Below are 15,605 nucleotides of genomic sequence, written 5' to 3'. Positions count from 1 at the left end.
AAGAAGAGAGGGACAGAACATGACGAAAAAAACGGCCCACATCATCTCTCATACGCACTGGGATCGCGAGTGGTATATGCCTTACGAGTATCACCATGCGCTGCTGATCGAATTGATGGACACGCTGCTGGATACGCTCGACAACGACCCGGGCTTCAAGAGCTTCCATCTCGACGGCCAGACGATTATGCTGGAAGATTACCTCCAGGTCCGTCCCGAAATGAAGGACAAGCTGGAGAAATATATCCGCGAAGGCCGCATTCATATCGGTCCATGGTACATTCTGCAGGATGAGTTCCTGACGAGCAGCGAGGCGAATGTGCGCAACCTGCAGATCGGACATCGCGATGCGAACCAATACGGCGGCACCATCTCCAAGATCGGGTATTTCCCTGATTCGTTCGGCAATATGGGCCAGGCGCCGCAGATGCTCAAGCAGGCCAATATCGATGTCGCCGTGTTCGGACGCGGCGTGAAGCCGACCGGCTTCAACAACCAGGTATCCGAAGATGCCGCATACGAGTCCCCATTCTCGGAAATGATCTGGGAATCGCCGGACGGATCGCGCGTCATCGGCATTCTGTTCGCGAACTGGTACTGCAACGGTATGGAAGTGCCGGTTGATGAGCAGCAAGCGATTGCCTATTGGGAGAAGAATATCGACAATGCGGAGAAATTCGCTTCCACGCCGCATCTGTTGTTCATGAACGGCTGCGACCATCAGCCGATTCAGACGGATCTGTCCAAAGCGATTGAAGTGGCGAAGAAGCTGTTCCCGGATGTGGACTTCGTACACTCCAACTTCAATTACTATGTGGATGTGCTGAGACAGGAATTGCCTGAGAATCTGCAGACGGTAAAGGGCGAACTGCGCAGCCAGCGCACCGACGGCTGGTATACCCTGGTCAATACCGCTTCTTCCCGCGTCTACCTCAAGCAGATGAACGCGGAGAACCAGACGCTCCTGGAGAAGGTGGCGGAGCCGCTGGCGGCATTCGCTGACCAGGCAGGCAAGCCCTATCCGCACCCTCTGTTCGTCTATGCCTGGAAGACATTGATGCAGAACCATCCGCATGACAGCATCTGCGGGTGCAGCGTCGATGAAGTCCACCGCGAGATGGTGACGCGCTTCGAGAAGTCGAAGCATATGACCGAGATGATTATTAATGAGACGGTAGACAGCCTCGTGAAGCAGATCGACACATCGGCATACGGCGCCAAGGAAGGCGTGCCGTTCGTCGTATTCAATACGGCGGGCTATGAGCGCAGCGGCGTCGTCGAAGTGACGCTGGAGCTGAAGCGCCGCTACTTCCGCGAAGGGCATCCGACGAAGCTGGCGCGGGAGCTGAAGCAGGAGCCGATCGTGCCGGGCACGGTTATCGATGCGAACGGCAATGCGGTCGTCTGCGAATGGGAAGACGCCGGCGTCCAGTTCGGCTACGACCTGCCGAAGGACAAGTTCCGCCAGCCTTATGTGGCGCGCTGCGTGAAGGTTCGCCTGCAGGCAAGCGGCATGCCGGCCTTCGCGTATCAGACCTTCGCCTGGGTGGCAGGCGGAGAAGCGCCGCAAGCGGCCAGCCTGTTGAATGGGCAGAATACGCTCGAGAACGAACATCTGAAGGCGGTCGTCGAGGCGGACGGCTCCTTGACGCTGACTGACAAAGCGACGGGACATACATTCAGCGGGCTGAATGTGTACGAAGACAGCGGAGACATCGGGAACGAGTACATGTTCCGCAAGCCGGACGGCGAGGTGCCGCTGACGACGGCAGGTCTGGCGGCCGATATCCGCGTCGTCGAAGACGCGCCGTACCGCGCTGTCATCGAAGCGGTTCACCAATGGGAGATTCCGGCTTCCGCCGACGAGAAGCTGCAGGAAGAGATGAATGAGCTGGTAGACTTCCCAAGACGTACGGCGCAGCGCTCCACAGCAATGGTGCCGTTCCGGCTTGTGACCCGCTACACGCTCGATCGCGGCGCGAAGCGCGTCGAAGTGCAGGTGACCATTCATAACGAAGCGAAGGATCACCGGTTGCGCGCGCTGTTCCCGACCGCCCTGCAGGCGGAGACGCACCAGGCGGAATCCATCTTCGAGGTGGCCCGCCGCAATACACAGCCGGCTCCGGAATGGGAGAATCCGAGCAACGATCAGCATCAGCATACGTTCGTCAGCGTAAGCGACGGCCAGCTCGGCCTGACCATCGCCAACAAAGGGCTGTTCGAATATGAAGTGCTGCGCGACGGCAGCAACACGATGGCGGTCACCTTGCTCCGCTCTTCGGGCGAGCTTGGCGACTGGGGTGTCTTCCCGACGCCGGAAGCGCAATGCCTGGGCACGTACACCGCCGAATATGCGATTATTCCGCATGCGGGCGATGTCGTGACCTCCGGCGCATACAAGGAAGCGCACACGTTCCAGGTGCCGTGGATTGTCCGTCAGGCCGAGGTGCATGCTGGCAAGCTGCCAGCCAACCATGCGTTCCTGGCATGGGAAGGCGAAGGCATCGCGTTCTCCTCGATCAAGATGGCGGAGCAGACCGGCGACATGGTTGGCCGCTGGGTCAACTTCGCGCATGAAGCGAACACGTTGCACGTCTCTCTTCCGCAGGCAGACAGCGGCTTCTATCGTAGCAGCATCATGGAAGTGAAGGGCGAAGACCTCGCTTCCGGCGACAAGCGCAGCGTCAGCGTTGAGCTCGGCGCAGCGGAAATCTTCACGCTCGGCATGAAGAAATAAATGAGCAAGCCCTCCCGAAGCATGGCTTTGGGAGGGCTTGTTTGCGCTGTAGAAGCTGAACTGCTGAATCCTGCGTAAATGCAGCTTTTTCGCTCTAACGGGGCGGTATTCGGCAAAATTCCTGCAAATCTACATCTTTTCACCGAAATGGTCTCCTACTCAAGCGATAACGGCGGAAATTGCTGCACATTTCAGACTGTTGAGAAAGTCCAGAGGATTTTTGGGCACTTCATTTTTTATGTGGTGGATCTCGTCTCTCAGTAGAAAAAATCGAGGTAAAACGCTATGGGTGCCAAGTTTTGAGTAGGAAATGGACAATCTCCACCCCTTAATAAAAACAGGGGTTTTCCAACGGCCTGAAAGCTGGACCATTTCCCTGACACGCCTATTCGGTAAGCGAAATCCTGTGAAAATACAGCAATTCGATGTGGACGACTTTACCAGAAAGGGAATCCTGCAAATCTGCAGGAATTTCACCCGTTTTGCTTCGGCTTGAAGCAAAAGGGCCTAAAATGATGTATATTTGCAGCAATTCCTCGGGATGTGGACTCATTGAGCCGAAATTCCTGTAAAATAGCAACAATTCCCTCCACACGTTCAAGCCCCGAGAGGCAAGGATGCCTCCTGAAGGCAACGAGGCGATGATACCTCCTGGAGGCGATGATGCCCCCAGGATCCGGCGCGGTCTCTTGGATCCCGTAAAATCAGGCCGTTGAGAAGTCTGTGGGAATTTTCTCCACTTCACTTTTTATATGGTGGATCTCGTCTCTCAGTAGAAAAAATCGACTTAAAACGCTCTGAGAGCCAAGTTTTGATTAGGTAAATGGACATCTCCACCCCTTCGTAAAAAACACGGGTTTTCCAACAGCCTGACATTTGCAGGAATTCCTTTTTGTCCTTTGAAAAAACTGTATTTTTACAGCTTTGGCGAGAGAAGCCGCTATCCCCCGATGACGGTCAATTCCTTCGGATAGGACGTGAGCACGCGCACGCCATCCTCCGTGACGATGACGTCATCCTCGATGCGCACACCCGCCACGTTCGGCACATAGACGCCTGGCTCGATCGTGAAGACCATGCCCGGCTTCAGCACATCCTCGTTCCGGCCATGCACGGACGGATACTCGTGCACGTCCAGGCCGAGCCCGTGCCCGAGCCGGTGGGTGAAGTAAGCGCCGTAGCCGCGGTCTTCAATGACCTGCCGCGCCGTACGATCCAGCGAGCCGAAGGTAACGCCGGGCTTGACGGCGGCAATGGCCGCTTCATTCGCCGCCAGCACCGTGTCATAAATGCGGCGGCTCTCTTCGCTCACTTCGCCGACGGCGAAGGTGCGGGTAATGTCGGAAGCATATCCGTTCACGTAGACGCCCAGATCGAACAGGAGGAGCTCGCCTTCGCGGATGACGCGATTGCCCGGAACGCCATGCGGCAGCGCGGCCCTCTCGCCGGCCAGCACCATCGTGTCGAACGACGGCCGTTCCGCGCCCTTTTTCTTCATCAAATATTCCAGCTCCGCGACGACATCCAGTTCGGTCATGCCGGGACGCACGCGGCTTACGCCTTCCATCAGCACGTCTTCAATTACCCGGATCGCCTCGAGAAGCCGCTCCACTTCCTCCGGGGACTTGATGACGCGCAGCTCCTGCAGAATCGGCCCTGCATCGGCATAACGCTTGGCATCCAGCGCTGCGGCCAGCGCCTCGAACCGGGCGACGGAGATATGATTCTTCTCGAAGGCCAACTGATTCAGCCCGGCGGGCAGGCAGGGCTTCAACACATCGTAGGGGTTATCCGTGTCGGTATGGGTAACGATGTTCTTGACGGAGGAGGCGGACGCCGCCTTATCCGCATCCAGGGCCGGCACGATTAGCGTCGGCTCGGCATCCCGCTGGATGACGAGGCCGAGGAAGCGCTCATGAGGATCGCAGGCGAAACTGGTCAAGTAGTAGACATGCTTCGGGTCGGTAATGAGCAGAGCGTCATGGCCCTCCTGCTCCATTGCCGTGCGTAATCTGTTCCAGGACTCGTTCATAGCTTTTCATCCTTTCCGTAGTGCGGCAATTCGTATTCTTCATTGACCATATCATAAGTATGGCTTCCCGTGCGAGTACATTTGCACAATCCGCGACCGAGGTCTGAGATGGCGGGAAAAAGAAGGCAGCAAGGGCAGCCCGAGTGCATCCGGACTGCCCTTGGAGAGCGTTCTGTTCATAGGTGTCTATGTCGATTGCTTCATGCAGGAGACAATGAGTCCGTCATTGAGCGCCTGGAGCTCATATCCAATGTCTGCTGCGCTGATCGAATCGCCGGCTGCCACCAGGTAGCGGAACTCATAGAATCCGCCGAGCGTTGCCTTGAAGTTCGTCTCCCAGTAGTTCGTCATCAGCCAGGAGTACGTCTGCGGCTTCGCGCCCGCTGGCTGCTGGGTATGAACAAGGCGCCGTCCATACTCGAGCGGACCCAGCTGTACCAGCGGCGTATCCGGCATGGCCAGCAGGAGAGCGCCGGTCGACTCGTTGACCCAGGCGAGCCCGTGCTGAACGCAAGTATAGTCCAGGCACGTTCCCGGCAGCTGATCTGTCCACGGTCGAATCAGCTCGCCCGCCTTGTCGGCATACAGGGTATCTGCGGACGAATCGCCATTCGTGAACGGCAGGGCGACATAGACGTTCTCCGGCTGCCAGACGCTGTCTTTATGAAGCCGGACGGAGACATCGACCCGGTTCAACGTGGCATAGACCTTGAGAAAGAGGCTGTAATAGCTCATGCCGTCCGTCTTGTACTGCAGCTCCAGAGTGGCGTACAGCGGTCCGTTCTCCAACGCTCTGACCTGGACGAGGCGGCCAGCGGAGCGCCGGACGCCCATCCCTTTGCGGTTGCGGCCCATCCGGCTGCGCACCGACCATACTTGATGGGGACTCGTCGGATCTTCCGCGGGAGTCACCTCGTAAATGGGCGTGAATGCTCCGTACGGAGAATCAGGATTCAGCAGCTCTTGTCCGGTCAACCGATTGCGCCACGACACGATGCCCCGATCCTCCTGCCATTCGATGCGGCAAAATGGCGATTCAACGCCATGCTCCGTCATCGAAATCGGACCATGCCCAGGCGCGTCCGGGCACATGTCTTCCATATCATACACGCGGTCGCTCCCGATCAACCGGGTGCTGGACGTCATGACTCCGGCAGCCGTATTCTTTTCCGTCCGGGGTTGGATACGAAGAAGGCAAGCCTCTTCGGCTTCCAATGCGATCTCCACGACGATGGCCTGCGGATGCGGCTGCTGCCAAGCCAGCTTCTGTTCGGTCGCTTCACAGATGACATCGAATCCGTTGGCAAGCAGGGCGGGCTCCCATCCGTCAAGCGGCAAGGTCACCAGCTGGATCGATGCGACGGGCGCCGGGTTGACGATGCGGTAGCGAAGCGGCCGTTCCGGGAAGAGCGTGGCCGCACCCTGGGCGCTGAGCACTTTATCCAGAGCTTGATAAGCGCAGCGGCTTGCCTCCGCGGCATAAGCCAGCTTCCGTACCTCCAGCAACTGCACGTTCGGATGCCATGGCTCGGCTATGGAGGAGTGATACCCCCACGTATGCTCCGCATACATCACCAAAGGCTGCAGGGCTGCGTCCCTGTCCGCTTCCGTGAGCACGCTCTTGTCCGGATCAAGCCGCTCCGCTTGTCGCAGCACGCGCTGGGCATCCCGGAAAATTTGCGTATGCATGGCGGTGGATGCGACGCCGTCCGACCACCAGTCAGGCCAATCCCCGCGATGGACGGGCAGCTGGCTCATATCCTCGCGTTTGAGGCGGGCGAAGAAGTCGTACAAGCTGGTCATCTCGATCCGGATCGATTCCCCGTATTGTTCGTTCCATTGACGGATGAACTCCATGATTCGTCCGTTCGGCGCTCCGTTGTCCGTGCCAAGACCGGACAGCATGACCGGGACGAAGTCGAACGGATAGCCCTCCTCTTCCAGCTTGCATACATAACGATGGAGACGGATGCGGGCGATATCGTCATGATTCTCGTCAATGAGCCGGTGATCGAATTCGTCCCGGATGATATATTTGCCGAGCGCGCCCGGGCACAGGCCGAGCTCATTGCCGAACATATAGTGCTCCCCGTTCCAGACGAGCAGCCGTTCCCCCGAGGAAGCTTCCCACCAGAAGGGCGTCTGCTTGCGGCCCAGCGGGAACATGCCGTGGTGGGTATGGACGCAGCTGAACAGATGCTTGATGCCGTTCTCAAGCAGGCTTCGGGCGTAGCCCCAGCCGTAGCCGTTAATATCCGCGGTCATGGCAGAGTCAACGGCATGGCCGATGGAAGCCGCATAGGAAGGGGCTTTGCCATGAATATGGCGCAGCAGCGAATAGTCGGGCAGCTCCGTCATATTCAAGTAGGTGCCGGAGAGCTCGATATGGCCGCTGAGGACCGCTTCCGCGAACTGCTCCCGCTCTTCCGGCGCGGCGCTCTCCAGGAACCGCTCAACGGCCCAGAACGTCTCGCATGTCCAGCGGAAGCCGTCATATTCCGGGCGGCTGCCATCCTTGGCCTGGGCAATGATGCGAAGCGCCTGGCGGATAAAATCGACGTGATACTGTTCAATTTTCTCTTGTCGGTCCGTATACCCGATATCGGTATGCGAATGATGGATGGCGCAGATGGTCCATGCCCGCTTCGGCGCCGGCGTGTCTGCCTGTTGAATCTGTCGGCTCAAATTTATCATCCTTTCTCGGTGGTCTAAAACTTTGTCCGTTGACTGGTTTGCAGCATGGCCCGCATCTGGAGCGGAGTGGAGCGCGAAGCGGCCCCCTCGGAGCAAGTGCTCGGCGCATGCAGCCGCAGCGGGCCTGCCGCTGGACAGTCACGGCGTTAGCAGGTAACGTCTTACGTCTTGCTCCTTGTTCCGTCGAATACAGCGTCAATGCCTTCATACGTATGCTCCATCACGCGATCGCTCGTCTCCGGGAAGCCGCCGACGCTTCGCAGCAGCGCTTCCAGCGGCGCGAGGAACAAGCTGGCGCTCTTCGCGATCTGGCCGCCGAGGATGAGGCGGCGGGGACGGAAGGCCGCGACATACGGCGCGAGGAACTCGCTGAGCTGCCTTCCGTATGCCGCGAAGACCGCGGCCGCTCCGGGATCGCCGCTATACGCTGCCGTGGCGAGCTCATGCACGTCGCCGCCCGCTGTGCCCGCGCCAAGCTCGCTGGCGAGCCGCAAAATGCCGCGGCGGCCGAATTGGCCGTCCGCAGGCTGTCCGCGGTACAGCTCCGCGTACAGCAGGCCGCCTGGCGGCACGCCGTTCCGGCCCGCGACGGGCTGCCCGGCCTCGATGAAGGCCGATCCGAGGCCGGTGCCGAGCGTCAAGCACAGCAAGCGTTCGCCCGGATAGCGGCGGCCGAGCCCGAGCGCGAACAGCAGCGCATCGTTCGCGAAGCGGATGTCCGCCCGGGCGAGTTCAGCCGCGTGCGGAATCCCGCGCATGGCCTGGCGGGCGAACTCGGCCCACAGCGCTTCGCGCACGTTCACGCCGTAGAGGCGGTCGTACTTGCCAAGGCCCTGCAGGCGCGCCACGCCGGCGGCATAGTCGAACGGGCCGGGGAAGGCGAAGCCGATGCGCAGCGGCGCTCCGGCTGCGGGGGCTTCCGGCCCGGCGGCCGTATAGGCCGCATAGGCGGCCAGCAGCTCGCCGCAGGCTGCCGCGAAGCCGGCCACGATGGCGTCCGGCTCGCCGTCGGCGCGCGACGGCCACTGGCCGGCCAGGCCGGGCACGAGGCGCCCGCCGGCGACGACCGCCCCCTTCAGGGCCGTCCCGCCGGCATCGAGCGCCAGCGTGACCGCCTTCGGCGGCGCGGCAGCGCCCCGCCCGGGGCTGCGGCGGCCTTCCGGCCGCTCCGGGGCGCCCACGGCCTACGCCTCCGCGCCGGCCGGCCAGCCGTGCGGCAGCAGCGGCGTCTGCCAATGGGACGCTACGCCCGCCTTCACGAGCTTGCATGGCGCGCTCCCGGCATTCTCCAGCCGGTAGGCGCCGACGCTGGCCGGCACGATATAGCTTTCGGCGTAGCCGAATTCCACCGCCTTCGAGGGATCGGCCAGCGGCACGAGGCGCACCCGTTCGCCCTCGACCAGGTTAACCATGACGAACTCGCCGTTCGTGTCGTCCTCCCAGCGGTCGATCAGATGAACCCGCTTCACGCTGAACAGCACGTCCTCATGCTCGCCGAGCAGATATTCCTCGTTCCCGCCTTGGCGCCCGATGAGCAGCGGCTCCGGGATGAGCCGCTGCCGGACCTCCTCTTCCGTCAAGCCGGCATTGATGTTCCGTGCGGCATGATCGATATTGATCGGACGCGGCTTCCCGTCCAGATCCTGGCGCAAATAATCATAGATTTTGAAGGTGAACCACCAGGTCGTCGACGAGATTTCGAGCACGAGATTGTCTTTGCCCGAGCAGTGAACCGTTCCCGGCGGGATAAGATACAGCGCGCCCTTCGCCGAATCGTATTCCTTGACGTACGATTCGAAGGGCAGCGGCACGCCCGTGTCCTGAGCCTCGCGCACCGCGCCGAGGAACTGCTTCGGCGTCGTGCCGTCGGTCAAGCCCAGATAGACTTTGGCATCGTTCAGGCGCTCCATAATGTAGTATGATTCCTGCTGCGTCATCCGCTCGTTGAACACGTCTTCGATATACGCCTGCTTCGGATGGACCTGACAGGACAGATGGCTGCCGCCGATCGTATCCAGATAGTCGAACCGGACCGGGAAATAGTCCCCGAACAGCCCGACGATGCGATCGCCCATGACAGCCTGATGCTCATACCCGAGCAGCAGCGTGAACGGCACCTCGATCGTCTCGTCCCGGTATTCCAGCAGCAGCGTGTTCTCGGGGGCGATCGGCTCGAAGCTCCAGGCGCAGTTGACCCATTCCGGAGGCAGATCGCACAGCTCCTTCAAATACTGTCCGCCCCATACCCCCGGCGCGAAGAACGGCTTGACGCGGAACGGCTGTTCCGCCGCTTCCGCCACCATTCTTCGCAAGGCTGCGACCGTCGTGATGACCGGCTTCGCGGGCCGGTTCAGATCGACATAATAGTCGAAGCGGCCGAGATGCTGCTTCCGGTATGTCTCCCAGGCCGGCCACTCGAGGAAGAGGCAGATTTTATACTTCTCCGTATGATCGCGGTTCCAGGAGAAGCCGAGATTGCGCAGAGACCGGCGGTGCTCCCGCTGTTGGTATTCCCGGGATACGTCGCAATAGAACGACAGCCCGATCCGATCGCCGCCGAGCCACAGCGCGCCGGGGCCGCATATCAGGACCACCTGCTTGGCCCCCGGCTTCGCGGCGGTATCCTGCTTCGCCTCGGCTGCCCAGCATGCGGCCGCGTCCGGGCGGAAATAATCGGTGAACGCCACGTCGCTGGCCATATAGCCGAAGGCGCGATTGTCCGTAATATAGCGGTAGAAGCAGCGGCGCAGCTCGCTGCCGCCGTATAAATAATCTTCCGTGGAATAGACATGAGCCCGAATCTGCTCCTGTTCCAGCCGGTCCGTCAGCCGGGAGGCGACGGCTTGCACATTCGCGCCATGCGTTGCATCAAGCGCAACGTACAGAATATCCTTCCTTCCGGCATGGCATGCGGCGAGAACCGCGTCCGCGATCCGGTCCATTCCCGTCTCCAGTCCGGATGGGAGCCAGTCCAGGGGGCGGTGCCCCCCGCTGGGAATATCCGCATGAATCCGGTTGCGTGGAAGCTTGTCGAACATCAAAAAGCCCTCCGTTCCCTCTACACATTTGAGCCGTCAACTCTCGGACAGAACAGGTCTGCCCGGCTCAAGCCCATTGTAGAAAAAGTCAGGGGGGCTGTATTTGGACAATGCAGCTTTCTTTTTGTACAGAACGGACATGGCCTCAACCATGGCCTCAACGCATCGGCCCGGAACGCCCTTCGGCGAAGCCGGAACGGCGGAAGCGCGCCGGGGAGACCCCCAGCTTGCGGGTAAAGACGCGTGTGAAGTAATGGACGGACTCGAAGCCGCACCGCTCGGCGATATCCTTGATCGCGGCATCGGAGGAGAGGAGCAGGTTCTTGGCCAGCCGGATGCGCCGCTCCTGCACATAGTGGACGAAGGTCTGCCCGCTCTCCTGCATGAAGATCCGCGACAGATGGCGCGGGGAAATATGCAGATGCTGGGCGACGATATCCAGGGTCAGCGGAGCATTCAGATTGTCTTCGAGATAGAGCCGGGCGCGCCGGAACAGCTCGTTGCCCGGCCGCGGGGCTTCTCCCTCCAGCGCCGGGACGTCCGGCAGGCCGGAGGCATCCGGCATGAACAGCGGCAGCATCGAGGACAGGAGCGCATGAGCGGTGGCCCGCAGCATATGTGGCGGATACAGAAGCTGCCCGCCCTCGGACAGTGCGAGGAGCGCCTCCCACAGCTTGGCTGCGGGGGCGGAGGACGCATCCGCGAGGCAGGGGACGGCATCCTCGGCCAGGCGCCGGAAGGCCTGGACATAGTCGTCCTGCGTCTCGCCCTCCTCGATGTCGAAGGCGACGAACAGGAGCGCCATGCCCGCCGCGCTGCGGATCTGGTGCCAGACGCCCGGCCGCGAGCAGATGGCGCTGCCGGCGCGAAGTATGTAATCCTGCCCGTCATCGGTATATTCCCCTTCCCCCTCCAGCACATAGCACATTTCAAAAAAGGAATGGCGGTGCACCGAGTTGTTATAGTGCTTCGGCATGAAACCCCAGTAATGCACGCGGAACCCGGCCGGCCCGGCATGGAGGGAAGTCGCGTGGACGTTCAGCAGCGCGTTCGCTTTTTTGAAGGCGGATAGCAAAGGCATCATCGACACTCCTCGATTTATTCGTTCATGGCTTGCTGTGTCTTATTGTACACTGGGCGAGGCCGTCCTTCATCCGGAAGGGCCGGGTTCCAGTTTTTACATGTAGGCGTGATGACCTGAATCTGGTAAAATTGATAGCCGTGTGATCGAACGGAAGTTTGTCCAATCGGTGACGCAAATCATGAAATTCCCTGCTGTTCACACAAGATTCACATACAGCGCTTTCAAGCGCGGGAATGTTTGTGTTTCGTCACAGCTTTCCAAATCCGGATATGGGACAATATGGTTAAGCAAGGGAATTCATCATCATATGGAGGGGACGGACAATGTTGTTAACGGCAGATCGACCGGCACAGTGGAATGAAGAGACCGTTGAACGGCTGGAGACGCGGATGGCGGCATATCAATTGCTGGCCGACTTCCTGGGTCACATGCCAACGCTCGATGTCTTAATGTCTTGGCGGAATCATGAAGGGATGAAGCGGTTATGCCGCCATTCCGAGGCTGCCCGCGACCTGTGCGCGTTGTTGGATAATTTGTCGGTAAGCGAATTGTACGCCGTATTCTCTTCCTTGCGCGATGACTATTACCGCTTATTCGGAAGCTCGGGACAGCTGCCTGTCACGCCTTGCGAGACGATGTACCGGGCCAACGAACAGAAGCTGCCGAAGAGCTACGCTCAGATTGTACGGCAGCATTACGCCGAATTCAGCCTCTACTTCAAGAAGATGAACGGCGAGCCGGATGATCATATCGCCATCGAGCTGGAGTTCATGGCGGTCCTGATTGGCAAAATGCTCGGCAATGTCATGACCGAAAAGCGTTACCACCGTTACATGGACGGACAGCGGCGCTTCGTGCTGGACCATCTGACGCGCTGGGCTCCGCGCTTCGGCGAAGACTTGGCGCGGCATGCGGATCATCCGCTCTACCGGGCGATCGGACGGCTGCTGGTGGAGTTCATGGCCAGCGAGGCTGAGCGGGCCGGGCAGGCGGCGTAAGCGGCGGCGCGCAGGAAGTACCGCCATAGATACAGAACACCGGTCAAGGAATCGATTCAGATACGAAGGACCTTTCTGCGGAAAGGTCTTTTTTTATATAATTTTCAGGGATGTCATTCCCATATTCAAGGGAGCGCATGTCGAATATAATAGGAAAAAGAAGAAATTGCGGTATGCCGCGCAGTATGGTTCAAAAAATACCTGAGAGAGAAGCGCCGTTATGGCGTGAATGGGGGCCTCGTCATGAGAAGAGCGCTGCAAGTCGGATTATTTCTTATCTTGTTACTCGCTTTCGGTTATTATATGAATGGCACGATTGGCCAAAATATCACGACGGCGCTGAGCATTATGACGACGCTCGCCGTTGTGTCCCTGGCTATCATTATTTTTATGGAGAACCGGCATCCTTCCAGCACGGTCGCTTGGATATTGGTGCTGGCGGTGGTGCCTGTCGTCGGCTTCATCTTTTATCTCGTGTTCGGTCAAAATTACCGCAAGCGCCGCCGGTATACCCGGAAGGCGCAGCAGGACAAGCATACCTATACCTTCGTAGAGAATGAGCCGAAGCAGCTCCGGGAGGAGGCGCTGGCTGCCATGACGCCGGATCAGCGCCATCTGCTCCGCCTGACCAGCCGCATCAGCAAGAGCCCGATTACGTTTGCGTCGGATACGCGCATTCTGAACAACGGCGAAGAGACGTTCGGGGCATTGCTTGCGGAGCTGAATCAGGCCCGGCATCATATTCATATGGAATATTACATTTACCGCGATGACGACATCGGAAGCCGCATTGCCCAGATTTTGATGGACAAGGCCCGGGCCGGCGTCGAGGTCCGGTTCATGATCGATGCGGTCGGGAGCATGCACCTGCGCAAAACCTTCCTGCAGGAGCTGCGGAATGCCGGCGTGCAGGTGGCTGTGTTCGGCAATGTGAAGTTCCCGATCTTCTCCAATCGGGTCAATTACCGGAACCACCGCAAGATTGTTGTCATCGACGGCAATGTTGCGTTCATCGGCGGCCTCAATGTCGGGGATGAATATTTGAGCCGCAATAAGACGTACGGCTTCTGGCGGGACACGCACATGATCGTGCGCGGCGACGCGGTGCAGACACTGCAGATCATTTTCCTGCAGGACTGGGCCCATACGAGCGGAGAGACGCTCTATGGGGCGGAATACCTTCAGCCTGAACCGGTGGAGGCGACGGCGGGCGCGGTGCAGATGATCGCGAGCGGGCCGCATCAGGAATTCAAGACGATGAAGAATCTGTTCTTCTCCATGCTGACCTCGGCCCGGCGCTCGATCTGGATAGCGACGCCGTATTTCATTCCGGATGAGGACATTTTTACCGCGCTGCGGGTAGCGGCCTTGAGCGGCATCGAGGTGAAGCTGCTCTTCCCGGGCAAGCCTGATAAATGGCTGCCGTTCCTGGCCTCCCATTCCTATTTCCTTGGTCTGATGGAGGCCGGCGTGCAAATCTACGAATATGAAAAAGGCTTTCTCCATTCGAAGCTCATCATCGTGGACGGCGAAGTGGCTACGATTGGCACCGCGAATATGGATATGCGCAGCTTCCACCTTAACTTCGAGGTGAATGCGCTGCTGATCCGGACGGAGAGCGTCGAACAGCTGATCCGGGAGTTTCAGCAGGATTTGGAGTCGGCCGTGCAGATCTCGGATGAACAATTTGCCAACAAAAAAGTCATTACCCGCTTCCTCGAGTCAGCAGCCCGCTTGTTCTCGCCGCTGCTGTAGGCAGAGAAGGGAGCCGGGAGGGGCCGCTGTGGTGGCAGGGCGCCGCCAACGGTCTCTGCCGGTCCAAGGCGGGCGGGCTTGGAACAAGCGCGCGGGCGGCGTGATGCGCCCGGCTCTTCGGCCGATGACGGCTGCCGCGGCAGGCCGTCCGGCGATTGACTAGCGGTGCTGAATATGGCATGATGTAGCTAGTTATTTTTGAGAACGATTTTCATTATTATAGATTGTAGAGCCTGACTGTCATGCCGAACGGCAGACGCATGCGGAACGAGAACGGGGAGGGGAAGAGCATGTCCATGATTCAGACGAAGTCGTTGACACTGGCCTATGGCGACGTGCCGATTATCGACAATCTCACACTGAGCATTCCCGAGGGGCAGATCACGGTATTGATCGGCAGCAACGGATGCGGCAAGTCGACCCTGCTCCGCTCGTTGGCCCGGCTGCTTAAGCCGGAGCAAGGCTCCGTCCTGCTTGATGGCAAGGATATCCATCAGTCCAGCACGAAGGCCGTCGCCCGCAAGCTGGCGATGCTCCCGCAGGGGCCGACGGCGCCGGAAGGATTGACGGTGCTTCAATTGGTGAAGCAGGGGCGTTATCCGTATCAATCGTGGCTGAAGCAGTGGTCGGAAGAGGATGAGCGGCTGGTCCGCCATGCCTTGCAGGTGACGGGTGTGGAGAGCCTCGCCGACCGGCCGGTCGATTCCTTGTCGGGCGGACAACGCCAGCGCGCCTGGATCGCGATGACGCTTGCCCAGAATACGGATGTGATTCTGCTTGACGAACCGACAACCTATCTCGATATGAGCCACCAGATCGAGATTCTCGACTTGCTGTATGAGCTGAATCAGAACGAAGGACGCACCATCGTCATGGTTCTGCATGACTTGAACCTGGCCTGCCGTTATGCGCATCATATTATCGCTGTCCGCGACAAGGGCGTATACGCCCAAGGGGCGCCGGAGGATGTGCTGACGCCGCAGATGGTCAGAGACGTATTCTGCATGGATTGCATCATCTGCGATGATCCGTTGTTCGGCACGCCGATGTGCGTTCCGCGCGGCAAAGGGCGGATCTGCGGCGACCGGTGCGAACGGAAGGATGAATGCAAGACGAACAATCTGCTCGCCACCCATGCCGGCTAACGGCGGGACGCGATCTCGGCGCGATGAGCATGACGGTGGAATGACAGGATAGACGCGATACAGGTCATCGGCAAGGAATGCCGCTGGCCTTTTTGGTCGTGCTCTGGAAGAGCGTAACCGGC

General features: G+C 59.5%; 11 protein-coding genes. 5 read left to right on the top strand and 6 right to left on the bottom strand.

Annotated elements, in window-relative coordinates; translation table 11 throughout:
* Positions 1 to 19: 19 nt before the first annotated feature.
* Positions 20 to 2,737, top strand: coding sequence for an alpha-mannosidase (locus tag NNL35_RS00840; protein ID WP_006679059.1), 2,718 nt, complete (start codon positions 20 to 22; stop codon positions 2,735 to 2,737).
* Between the two features lie 385 nt (positions 2,738 to 3,122).
* Here NNL35_RS00840 and NNL35_RS00835 read toward each other — a convergent pair whose 3' ends face one another.
* From NNL35_RS00835 to NNL35_RS00810, 6 genes are all read right to left on the bottom strand, one after another.
* Positions 3,123 to 3,290 carry a hypothetical protein gene (locus tag NNL35_RS00835; protein ID WP_254552834.1) on the bottom strand — a complete coding sequence of 56 codons (168 nt, stop codon included), beginning with the start codon at positions 3,288 to 3,290 and terminating at the stop codon, positions 3,123 to 3,125.
* A gap of 387 nt (positions 3,291 to 3,677) precedes the next feature.
* Positions 3,678 to 4,769, bottom strand: a complete 1,092-nt coding sequence (locus NNL35_RS00830) for a M24 family metallopeptidase (protein ID WP_006678485.1) — start codon at positions 4,767 to 4,769, stop codon at positions 3,678 to 3,680.
* 186 nt (positions 4,770 to 4,955) lie between these two features.
* Positions 4,956 to 7,463 carry a glycoside hydrolase family 38 N-terminal domain-containing protein gene (locus NNL35_RS00825; RefSeq protein WP_050979469.1) on the bottom strand — a complete coding sequence of 836 codons (2,508 nt, stop codon included), beginning with the start codon at positions 7,461 to 7,463 and terminating at the stop codon, positions 4,956 to 4,958.
* 161 nt (positions 7,464 to 7,624) lie between these two features.
* A complete protein-coding gene (locus NNL35_RS00820) occupies positions 7,625 to 8,266 on the bottom strand; it encodes an ROK family protein (protein ID WP_158000468.1) in 642 nt (213 codons plus the stop codon).
* A gap of 381 nt (positions 8,267 to 8,647) precedes the next feature.
* Positions 8,648 to 10,501: a class I mannose-6-phosphate isomerase gene (locus tag NNL35_RS00815; protein WP_006678482.1), complete on the bottom strand. Its 1,854-nt coding sequence runs from the start codon at positions 10,499 to 10,501 to the stop codon at positions 8,648 to 8,650.
* Between the two features lie 157 nt (positions 10,502 to 10,658).
* Positions 10,659 to 11,582, bottom strand: coding sequence for an AraC family transcriptional regulator (locus NNL35_RS00810; RefSeq protein WP_006678481.1), 924 nt, complete (start codon positions 11,580 to 11,582; stop codon positions 10,659 to 10,661).
* Between the two features lie 326 nt (positions 11,583 to 11,908).
* Between NNL35_RS00810 and NNL35_RS00805 the strand changes: the two genes are divergently transcribed.
* From NNL35_RS00805 to NNL35_RS00795, 4 genes are all read left to right on the top strand, one after another.
* Entirely contained in the window at positions 11,909 to 12,583 is a 675-nt protein-coding gene (locus NNL35_RS00805) for a TorD/DmsD family molecular chaperone (protein WP_006678480.1), read from the top strand.
* 243 nt (positions 12,584 to 12,826) lie between these two features.
* Positions 12,827 to 14,338: a cardiolipin synthase gene (cls, locus tag NNL35_RS00800; RefSeq protein WP_006678479.1), complete on the top strand. Its 1,512-nt coding sequence runs from the start codon at positions 12,827 to 12,829 to the stop codon at positions 14,336 to 14,338.
* Between the two features lie 28 nt (positions 14,339 to 14,366).
* Complete coding sequence (locus NNL35_RS30295; protein WP_274380418.1) at positions 14,367 to 14,501, top strand: hypothetical protein; 135 nt, start codon at positions 14,367 to 14,369, stop codon at positions 14,499 to 14,501.
* Positions 14,502 to 14,628: 127 nt separating this feature from the next.
* Positions 14,629 to 15,483: an ABC transporter ATP-binding protein gene (locus NNL35_RS00795; RefSeq protein WP_040732938.1), complete on the top strand. Its 855-nt coding sequence runs from the start codon at positions 14,629 to 14,631 to the stop codon at positions 15,481 to 15,483.
* The last annotated feature ends 122 nt before the right edge of the window (positions 15,484 to 15,605 follow it).

Origin of the sequence: Paenibacillus dendritiformis (assembly GCF_945605565.1) — a bacterium.
Taxonomy (GTDB): domain Bacteria; phylum Bacillota; class Bacilli; order Paenibacillales; family Paenibacillaceae; genus Paenibacillus_B; species Paenibacillus_B dendritiformis_A.
Note: the sequence above shows the minus strand (reverse complement) of the source record. Positions and strands in the feature narration are given on the sequence as shown.

Excerpts from the sequence above, each read along its gene's own strand:
- NNL35_RS00830 (WP_006678485.1), bottom strand. The coding sequence starts at position 4,769 with ATGAACGAGTCCTGGAACAGATTACGCACGGCAATGGAGCAGGAGGGC.
- NNL35_RS00825 (WP_050979469.1), bottom strand. The coding sequence starts at position 7,463 with ATGATAAATTTGAGCCGACAGATTCAACAGGCAGACACGCCGGCGCCG.
- NNL35_RS00840 (WP_006679059.1), top strand. The coding sequence starts at position 20 with ATGACGAAAAAAACGGCCCACATCATCTCTCATACGCACTGGGATCGC.
- NNL35_RS00815 (WP_006678482.1), bottom strand. The coding sequence starts at position 10,501 with ATGTTCGACAAGCTTCCACGCAACCGGATTCATGCGGATATTCCCAGC.
- NNL35_RS00795 (WP_040732938.1), top strand. The coding sequence starts at position 14,629 with ATGTCCATGATTCAGACGAAGTCGTTGACACTGGCCTATGGCGACGTG.
- NNL35_RS00835 (WP_254552834.1), bottom strand. The coding sequence starts at position 3,290 with ATGAGTCCACATCCCGAGGAATTGCTGCAAATATACATCATTTTAGGC.
- NNL35_RS00810 (WP_006678481.1), bottom strand. The coding sequence starts at position 11,582 with ATGCCTTTGCTATCCGCCTTCAAAAAAGCGAACGCGCTGCTGAACGTC.
- NNL35_RS00805 (WP_006678480.1), top strand. The coding sequence starts at position 11,909 with ATGTTGTTAACGGCAGATCGACCGGCACAGTGGAATGAAGAGACCGTT.
- cls (WP_006678479.1), top strand. The coding sequence starts at position 12,827 with ATGAGAAGAGCGCTGCAAGTCGGATTATTTCTTATCTTGTTACTCGCT.